At 47.3% G+C, this 9,036-nt stretch carries 10 protein-coding genes; 2 read left to right on the top strand and 8 right to left on the bottom strand.

Annotated features, from left to right (window positions below; all coding sequences use genetic code 11):
* Positions 1 to 1,107 precede the first annotated feature (1,107 nt).
* From ACO0LC_RS27565 to ACO0LC_RS27555, 3 genes are all read right to left on the bottom strand, one after another.
* On the bottom strand, positions 1,108 to 1,713 hold the full coding sequence (locus ACO0LC_RS27565; protein WP_423009198.1) for a DUF4240 domain-containing protein: 606 nt from the start codon (positions 1,711 to 1,713) through the stop codon (positions 1,108 to 1,110).
* A 438-nt stretch (positions 1,714 to 2,151) separates the two neighbouring features.
* Positions 2,152 to 2,616, bottom strand: a complete 465-nt coding sequence (locus tag ACO0LC_RS27560; RefSeq protein WP_423009197.1) for a hypothetical protein — start codon at positions 2,614 to 2,616, stop codon at positions 2,152 to 2,154.
* Between the two features lie 160 nt (positions 2,617 to 2,776).
* Positions 2,777 to 3,241: a hypothetical protein gene (locus ACO0LC_RS27555; protein WP_423009195.1), complete on the bottom strand. Its 465-nt coding sequence runs from the start codon at positions 3,239 to 3,241 to the stop codon at positions 2,777 to 2,779.
* A gap of 207 nt (positions 3,242 to 3,448) precedes the next feature.
* On the opposite strand from ACO0LC_RS27555, the gene ACO0LC_RS27550 reads away from it, so the two are divergent.
* Positions 3,449 to 3,967, top strand: coding sequence for a biopolymer transporter ExbD (locus tag ACO0LC_RS27550; RefSeq protein ID WP_423009193.1), 519 nt, complete (start codon positions 3,449 to 3,451; stop codon positions 3,965 to 3,967).
* A gap of 171 nt (positions 3,968 to 4,138) precedes the next feature.
* Here the strand turns inward: ACO0LC_RS27550 and ACO0LC_RS27545 are convergent, their stop codons facing one another.
* A complete protein-coding gene (locus tag ACO0LC_RS27545; protein ID WP_423009191.1) occupies positions 4,139 to 4,696 on the bottom strand; it encodes an NUDIX hydrolase in 558 nt (185 codons plus the stop codon).
* Between the two features lie 220 nt (positions 4,697 to 4,916).
* On the opposite strand from ACO0LC_RS27545, the gene ACO0LC_RS27540 reads away from it, so the two are divergent.
* Positions 4,917 to 5,306 (top strand): hypothetical protein, encoded by a 390-nt coding sequence (locus ACO0LC_RS27540; protein WP_423009189.1) that lies wholly within the window; start codon positions 4,917 to 4,919, stop codon positions 5,304 to 5,306.
* A gap of 466 nt (positions 5,307 to 5,772) precedes the next feature.
* On the opposite strand, the gene ACO0LC_RS27535 is transcribed toward ACO0LC_RS27540, so the two are convergent.
* From ACO0LC_RS27535 to ACO0LC_RS27520, 4 genes are all read right to left on the bottom strand, one after another.
* The gene (locus ACO0LC_RS27535) at positions 5,773 to 5,919 is read right to left on the bottom strand and encodes a hypothetical protein (protein WP_423009187.1); all 147 of its coding nucleotides are present in this window, start codon (positions 5,917 to 5,919) and stop codon (positions 5,773 to 5,775) included.
* 490 nt (positions 5,920 to 6,409) lie between these two features.
* Entirely contained in the window at positions 6,410 to 6,844 is a 435-nt protein-coding gene (locus ACO0LC_RS27530) for a hypothetical protein (RefSeq protein ID WP_423009185.1), read from the bottom strand.
* A 6-nt stretch (positions 6,845 to 6,850) separates the two neighbouring features.
* Positions 6,851 to 7,147, bottom strand: coding sequence for a hypothetical protein (locus ACO0LC_RS27525; protein WP_423009183.1), 297 nt, complete (start codon positions 7,145 to 7,147; stop codon positions 6,851 to 6,853).
* On the bottom strand, positions 7,147 to 9,012 hold the full coding sequence (locus ACO0LC_RS27520; protein WP_423009181.1) for a hypothetical protein: 1,866 nt from the start codon (positions 9,010 to 9,012) through the stop codon (positions 7,147 to 7,149). Before ACO0LC_RS27520 ends, ACO0LC_RS27525 begins: the two co-directional genes overlap by 1 nt.
* Positions 9,013 to 9,036 lie beyond the last annotated feature (24 nt).

Genomic DNA, 9,036 nt, shown 5'->3' with positions numbered 1-9,036 from the left:
GTGGGAGAGTTCTAATCGAGTCTGTCAGCTAAAACTGCAGATGCGCAGCGTTGTCCCTCCACCCCGACGCTTTCTAGTTTCCCAGAAATCGTCACTTATAACCATACAAGCGCAGCGTAATCGTACGCATGTGATTCCTGAAATAGCGATAGACCTCAAGCAAATCCCATGATCGCCGTCTGCCTTTCTTTGCACGAGTGTGATGCATGCTTGCTTCAATATCATAAAGCTGTTGTGCTTTTTTGAAGTGGCATAGAAAATTGCTGCTGACCATGCGTACGATTACGCTGCGCTAATCGTACCTACGCGAGCTGGAATAACAGTATCTACGCGAGCTTTGGCGATCCAGGGAAGTGGTGCGTTATAACGCAACCTACAAACCATCAATTCACAAGCTCTTTCTTGAAGCGCAGACATCAAAGCCACTTGCCTTGGCGGCGATATTCCCAGGGACGTAGGTACGATTAGCGCAGCGTAATCGTACGCATGTGATTCCTGAAATAGCGATAGACCTCAAGCAAATCCCATGATCGCCGTCTGCCTTTCTTTGCACGAGTGTGATGCATGCTTGCTTCAATATCATAGAGCTGTTGTGCTTTTTTGAAGTGGCATAGAAAATTGCTGCTGACCATGCGTACGATTACGCTGCGCTAATCGTACCTACACGAGCTGGAATAACAGTATCTACGCGAGCTTTGGCGATCCAGGGAGATGGTGCGTTACAACGCACCCTACAAACCATCAATTCACAAGCTCTTTCTTGAAGCGCAGACATCAAAGCCACTTGCCTTGGCGGCGATATTCCCAGGGACGTAGGTACGATTAGCGCAGCGTAATCGTACGCATGTGATTCCTGAAATAGCGATAGACCTCAAGCAAATCCCATGATCGCCGTCTGCCTTTCTTTGCACGAGTGTGATGCATGCTTGCTTCAATATCATAAAGCTGTTGTGCTTTTTTGAAGCGGCATGGAAAATTGCTGCTGACCATGCGTACGATTACGCTGCGCTAATCGTACCTACGCGAACTACACGAGCTGATGCACTACATGGGTGTCACGCAGGTTTGAATGCCAGAACCGGTGCGTTATAACGCACCCTACACAAGCTACCATTCTCCACTGATCCCTTCGCTATTGATAGAAAATCGTTTATACGCCGCTTCGCGATCTGGCTCACTGGCCAGATAATTGGCCCAGAGTAGTGGGAATTTCTGTTCCAGTGTAAGGTAGGTGTAATCCTGCCAGTTGAAATCTTCAGGTTTTACTGAGTTCTTATCTACTTCCCACGCGCTGGGTTCATCGAAGATTTGTTTGCCAGTTACTTTTTCATAAGCATCGTAGATAGCGTAACAATAAGACTCATCATACACATCTGGAGATCCATCACGATCATGGACAATTTCCAGCATGGCCATGCTGTCCGGGTTAAGCAGCGCCTGCTCATAAGCAGTCTGTCCCATAGAGATCAACCAGTAACGGAAATATAAAAAACCATCGTCAGACATATAGTCCTGATTCAACAGACATCCTGCGCCATACACGTCACCGGTCTCCGCTTGATTGACGAGTTTGTCGAAGTAGATATTAAATTCGACGATGAGTTGTGGTGCTAGTTTGCTGAGATGGTATTCCAAGTCTTCGGCGCGATAGCGTTGGTAGCGCGCCGTGCGATTGGTGACGGCAACGATGTGCCAGAAATCTGTTTCATTCATGAAGATGCTGCTGCTTATTTATCCAGGCATCATTGTAAAGCAGCTTTGATAGCGTGACATGACGTAGACGGTAAAATCACGCGGCCAGTAGCCCGTAGGTACGATTAGCGCAGCGTAATCGTACGCATGCGATGCGTGCAATAGCTATAGACCTCAAGCAAATCCCATGATCGCCGCCTGTCCTTCTTTGCACGAGTGTAATGTATGCTGGATACAATATCATAAAGCTGTCGTGCTTTTGAAGCGGCATAGAAAATTGCTGCTGATCATGCGTACATGCGTACATGCGTACATGCGTACGATTGCGCTGCGCTAATCGTACCTACGCGAGCTACACGAGCTGATGCATTGCATCGGTGTCATGCGGGTTTGAGCGCCAGAACCGGTGCGTTATAACGCACCCTGCCGAGTTTAAAAATGGCGCAACCTGCGCAAGCATTAATCCACAAACTCCGTCTTGAAATCCCAGGCATCAAAGCCACCCACATTGGCAGCGATGCCGCCTGTGTGTTCCAGGAAAAAATGCACGGTGCGTAGAAATTCACGGTAGTCTTCGAGAGAGGCAGCGCGGATTTCCAGTGCGGCTACGCAAAGGTTCCTGGCTTCTTGCAGATTTTTCTTGTCCTTGTACATGCCTTCATTGCGGTACTGGATGTAGCGGGCCAGTTCATGCGTGGTGTCGCCACCTTTTTCGCGGTGTACATATAAATGGAAGTCACTATTGCGGCCATTGGCATAGTGCTTGCTGAGTTTGAGCGTGGTCCAGTCCCTGGCTTCGTCATCGCCATAAAAATCGCCTTCTGAATCAAATTCTTCTGCTTGCCAGAATGCCGGACAAAAATCATCTTCGCCGGGCATGGCGACATGCTCATACAGAACGATGATTTCAGAATAGATTTTCATATTCCCTGCCTTAAAAGATGATTACTACAAAATGCAGTCAGTTATTCACACGCATTTCATACGAATGCATTTCATTCGTATTGATGAAATGCATTCTAGTATAACCAAACATTGTCGACTTCACTTTTACTGCCTGCTTTTGGCATTGGCCAGGGTGATACTATGCATTACCCTTCAACTGCTGGGGTGTTTTCTCTTTTGGGGCACCTAATCTGAGAAGTTTCTTTACATCTCCACAGGCTTCCAATTTAACCAGCGCAGCAACATAGCGGTCTTCTTTATTTTGATAAACAAACTCTACCCAATAATCGATCTCGGTGTTTGAACTATCTGATGAGAGCAGGGTTTCATACCATTTCTTATGTTGCGCGCGATACACTTGACAGCATGCCGAGTGCTGGCTGACATAGTCATTGGCAGACATTTTCTCATTGTCCAATTTGACATAGCCATGACTGATCTCATTGGCAACCACGATCTCCAGCAGCTCCTGATCTGACAGGTAACGGTTCAGGTTCAGGCAGTAGGGTGGCGCGGCACTCAGGAAGACCAGGTAAAAGGCAAGCACCAGCACTGCCGCCAGGATCAGTATTTGATTTTTCCAGAGTCTGAAAAAGCTGTTCATAAGATGTTGGCCTCCCCTTAAGAAGTCCTTACCATACTAGCTCAAAATAATGGGCAGATAGCAAAAATACTGAAATAGTCGTTGCGCTTTGCACAAAGCAACACTGGCTGCTATAGTTGTCATGCCAGTACGACAAGGGAGGCTACGTGCCAAATCAGCATAAAACAGAGCCAGAACTGATGGCAAACCTGGACAACGCTCTCATTCATGTATAGACAATATCAAATAGCGCATGCTGATGATGCCTGTGACGAAAGCCTATCTCAGCTCAACGCAGCGCCATTGCTGACAGCCATGCTGGGGATGATGATCGCCTTCATGCTGGTGTTTTCATCTGATGATGTCTGGGATTTTTTCCAGGGAATAAAAATCCCGGGGTGTAGTGGCCCAGGTATTGAGCAGGTCGATGTCACCGTCAAGATCAGGCAAGATAGCCGCATGGAAATAGACGGACAGTCTTTTTCACGCACAGAATTGGGTATATACCTGCCGCATTCAAGTCACTATATGACACAGATACGCGTCACCCTGCAGCCTGCAAAAAAATTGCCATATCAAACAGTGCTGGATATCGTTGATGAAATCGAAGAAGCACGCTATGTGGAAGTTGCCATTGCCGGGGACCAGCGTTTCGACAAGGAATTTCACGAAACAATAGCACGCAGGGAGAACGATGAACTAAAGCGAGAGAGCCGGTTTAGCTGTTACGGGTGCGGTCAAATGTAAGACGGCTTGACCAGGTAAATCGTAGGTACGATTAGCGCAGCGTAATCGTACGCATGTGGGCCATGGCAATGACTGCTTGCCCCAAAACTGCGTTAACAACTTGGGAAATTTTCATATCTTTGCCCATGACTGGCGATATGGCATGTCTGCGATTTGTACGATTACGCTATGCTAATCGTACCTACGTTCACTACGTTCACTCAAACTCTTCCTCGCCATCCTGGCGACCGATGTATTGCTGCTCTCTGCCGCCAGCGTTGCCAGCCCCACCCAGGCCAGCGCATGCGATTCTTCGCTGACGCTAAAGTCTTCATGCTGCGCCTGGAATAAAAACCGCAAGTCGTAATGATAATGCGCAGGCTCCTTGCCTCTGGCAGGGATGGGGTGTACATCGACATCGAACAATGCTGCACTCACTAACTGCAAATCAGTCATGCCACTTTCTTCCCGCGCTTCGCGCGCAGCGGCAGCCTGTATGCTGGCATCGGCATCGTCGGTATGCCCACCCAGTTGCAGCCAGCGATTGAGCTTCTTGTGATGCGTCAGCAAGGCTGACTGGCGATCAGGCGAGAGTATCCATGCCGATGCCGTGATATGTCCCGCCAGCGTGGCACGGCTGCAGCAACCGGCAGTGCTGCTGACAAAGTCCAGGGCCTGGCGCAGATGGGTAGCTTCTGTAGCGTCAACAGGGACATGGGCATTTAATAAAGCGATGAGCTGGTTTTGCATGACAGTCTTGCCAGTGTAAAGCCCGGATTATAGCTGGCCTTGACAATGTACTTGCGCAGGGCAGGGGCGGCCAGTCATGTTATTGTCACACTATTGTCATTACAGTACCAGATAATCTGTCATACACTGGTATATCGCCACGAACTTGCCTGCCAAATCATCAGGGCATAGCGTGCGCAGAAACATCTTTGATTATCCTCTACTTGGGAGAGCAAGCGCAATGAGCACCGTCTTATGGATCACACTGGAAAACGACCCCGACGATTTTGCCCCGGATGACCTGGCTTTTCTCTACGACAGCATGGATGCCCTGGATGAAAAATGCGCTACTCTCGATGTCGTCGCCCTGACCGAGTTTGTCGATTTTTCTGACATGGAACTCAATGTCAGCGAAGACGACATGGACGAAGATGAAGCCGAACAATGGCTGGCCGAAAACGCCAAATGGGTCAACCCAGCCGAACTGCTGGCCACCCTGCGCGTACTGGAACAAGCCGCCGTCGAAGCAAGCGACGATGAAGACCTCATCGAAGACCTGCGCTATTGCATAGAACGCTGCGAAACGGCCGAGCAAGATGCCGCCAGGGTACGCCTGATTGCGGTGATGTAAATACGCAGGCTGGGCATAGACCGCCAAGCCGCAAGAGGTGCTCATGCATGTTTGTAGGGTGCGCCATGCGCACCAACAACGACGGTGCGCGCGGCGCACCCTATTTGGTGAGGCTCGTAGGGTGCGTTGTAACGCACCGATTTTGCATTGTTAATATCCTCGTTTTACCATCACAGCCGGTGCGTTATAACGCACCCTACTCGCGGTGATGCTCCTCGCAAAATATTCGTCCTGATATAGCGAGTGTAGGTACGATTAGCGCAGCGTAATCGTACGCATGCAGGGTCTGAACAACCAGAGGCATAAAACATATCTCATAATGAGCACCTCCTATCTCAGCAGACGCGTGGCTTATACTTGATTGCTGTGAAGTGGCCATGTTTTTCAATAAGAATAGAGAGCGACAGCTACCATGCGTACGATTACGCTGCGCTAATCGTACCTACGTGGACTGTATCTCGCGTATTCATTGGTATTCATTTTTAGGAATAAACGTCAAAGATCCTTGGGGTTGAATAAAAGAAATACCTTCTTCTTTCTCAATCAATTTACATTTTTTGATGTAGCTGATGATATCTTCGTCTTCATTAAAAAAAGTAATGTCCACGCTCATGGATCTGCCTCCCGAGTGGATGGTTAAGACATGGCGATCTTTGCTTTTTCCTATTAAACGGTAATGCTTTCCCTCAACCGATATGGTTACATAGGGTGCCCCTTTTATCGCCTGATTTTTATAGGAGTAAATTTCAAAATCATATTCATATATCTCAATAAAAAGGATTGAAGAAAAAATCAGCGGAAGGAAAAAAATATAATACGCATAATTGTTTTCATGATTGATTCTTTTCTCTCTTATTTTGAATTGGATAATTTTGGCATTTTACTTTGATCAATTTTTACAGTTGGATTCATTTCACTACCTGCTTTCCATGTAATGATAAGTGGTAGTTTTCAGTCCGTAGGGTGCGTTTTGACGCAGCGATCTTGCATTGCCGCCGCCCTCATTTTTTTTGCATCACAGCCGGTGCGTTATAACGCACCCTACTCCTTAACTTGATTAGAGACCGTCTGAACGAAGTACGTTCAATAAGCATTGCCTGGTTTCAGGGATGCTTTCCTGTCGGTTTTTTTTCGTCACTACATACTCGCTGATAAGCTTCTTCAGTGATGGTCATTCTGTAAAAGATGATGTCACGACCGTTATTTTGCTGTTCCGGATTCGTGATCGTCCTGCTTAGGCGCACATTTTTTCCACAGATATTGATGGTGACACGATATAACCAGCGGTAGAAATTGGGAACTTGCTTCCCGTTTGTGATTTGCCCATCTTCATAGGTATCTTCTGGAACTATGGCACGGCAATCCGTTGGGGTAGCGTGACAGATTTCGATCACATGTTTTGTAGCGTTGAGTACCCTCAATTCGAGATCGAATTTTTGCTCCAAAGCCTGCGCCTCTGGAGCGCTGATCAATAGATTACTTGCGGCGACCAGCAATATGAATAAGCGTTTTAACGTCGTTTTCACTTTGATCGCCATGGATGTTCAGTCAATATAGAATTTTGCAGGTATGAAAATAAGCATTAAGAAGGGAATGGCTGTCAATCCATAAAAGACGAGATCCAATGCTTTTCTTTTATAGAGATATCTTCCAGTGAGCCACAATGCGAGGCTCACAGTGACATATTCGGCCACAACGATTCCACTAACAGAACCTAAAAAGAATTTACCTTCCATCCAAAAATTCCAATGATAGTAGATGAGCCAGGCCGATCCAAAAGAGTTAATGCTCAAAGAAAAAAAATAAAAAATCATGCTTACTCGTTGCGACCAAGCTGCCATCATCGAACTCCTTGCTTGTATAAATATTCGGCCAGCGCATTTCTTCTTTCCTTACCTGCATCTGAGTCAGGGGCATAATAAAAGTGACCTTCTCCGGTGCCGGCCCGCATCTGCTTGATTAAGGTAGGTGCTCCTGCAATCAAAGATGTGAGTGGTATGCCAGCTTTGATGGGATCGCCCTGTTTTTCAAGATTTAATACGATAACATTGTTGATATTTTTTGTGTTCTTTACACTTTCTAAAAAATCATCGCTGATTGGTGATGCTATTAATACAAGGTTGTCTACTTTTGTGCCTGCTTTGGCGTAATTTACGGCTACTTGTGCGGCTACTTCTGAGCCGTAGGAGTAACCTATGAGGTTGAACTGATTTCCGCTTTGGTCGAATTTTTCAAGCGGCGTCGGAAACGGGTGTTGACCGTATCGATACGTTTGCACGCCAGGACCAGCATCTAATAAAGTTCCATATGACCAGGTGTCCCTGTTTGCAGGCGTTAATTTTATTCCTTGCTTGTCAAATGCGCGAACCATATCCTGGATATAGGGGCCGTCCATTCCTGCCCCACCAAAGAATACGTTGCCTTTGATAGATTCACCGGGTCGAAGATGATTTGTAGGAATTTCTTTTGGAACTCTTTGAACAGAACGCAAACGCTCATCTCCGCCGCGAACATCAATCGCACCATAATGTGGAGTACTTTCAAAAGGTGACGCTTGCAGGCCACCAGCACGCATCAATTGAGGCTCCTTTGGAATTATATTTTTGCTTCCCTGGACGTCTTGATTAAGCATCTTACTTAGATACTCAATTTCTGACGTTGATAAATCTTGCTGAGGTATGCTTGGTCGTTCGGCGGACAGGCGACGCATATTATCTATATCCAATACTTTTTGGCCGATCTTGCTTGCATCTCCATAGATGTAATTTTTTTGAGGCATCATGTAGGTTTCCCCTATCTGAATGCGACTACTGTCAAGGGCATTGGCATGCATGAAGTTGCCAATATCCCGTGGTTCACTCTTGCCAATTAAAGAGGAAATATTATCGCCTTTTGCGGCAATGACGAATCGCAGGGAATTTGTCGGTGAATTTGGATTTTCGCCAAAACCCATAGCCTGATTTGACCAAGTATCAAGTTCAGATGTGTCGGGATGCCTTATTTGAATGAATGGGGTAATCATTGCATGTCGCCATGTGCCATCTTTAAATAATCTGGATTCTCTATTGGTATTGAAGAGCGGATCATTTTCAGAGTGAATATCAATGAAATTATTTTGATAGACTGGGTCCCGACTCTCCAAAGTATCAACTTGCTGCTTATTCGAGTCAATCATATTTGAATTTTTACCCCATGAATCTGGATCAGAAAACCTATTAAGCAGCCCCATTCTCCCGCGCATTGCATCTTGCTCCGCAGATGCATCTTCCTCGCGCTCATCCATGGGATTGCGTGACCATTTATCCAGATCGTTCAACTGCACCTTAGGCTCACCCACGGCTGCTTCATCATTACCCGCCATGGCACGCAATAGCAAACCTTTGACTGGTGCAGGGCCGGACATATAGTCTCTGCTGCTGGCAGTATCGGGTGGCAGGGTGCCGGGTTCCCGCTCTGGCAATCTGGCATACAGGCGTGCAGGTAATTGCTGGTCTTCGGTATTGTGGATATCTGCGAAGGGCATCAGGTCTTGCGCATCGGGCTGGCCAGGATAGGTGTTGGGCAGCAAGCCCGGGATGTCCAGGCCTGGCATGGCGGGTGGCAGGCCGGGGGCTGGCCAGTCATGGTAGAACTCATCGTCCATCTCATCGGGTGAGGTGAGGCGGTAGGGCAGGCCGTCCGGGCCTATGACGCGGGTGATGGCCATGGTTTTCCTTTGGTGACGATGAGC

Source organism: Undibacterium sp. JH2W, from assembly GCF_049340425.1.
In the GTDB taxonomy this organism is placed as follows: Bacteria; Pseudomonadota; Gammaproteobacteria; order Burkholderiales; family Burkholderiaceae_D; genus Undibacterium.
The sequence above is the reverse complement of the archived record's forward strand: the minus strand, read 5'-3'. Positions and strand labels throughout refer to the sequence as shown.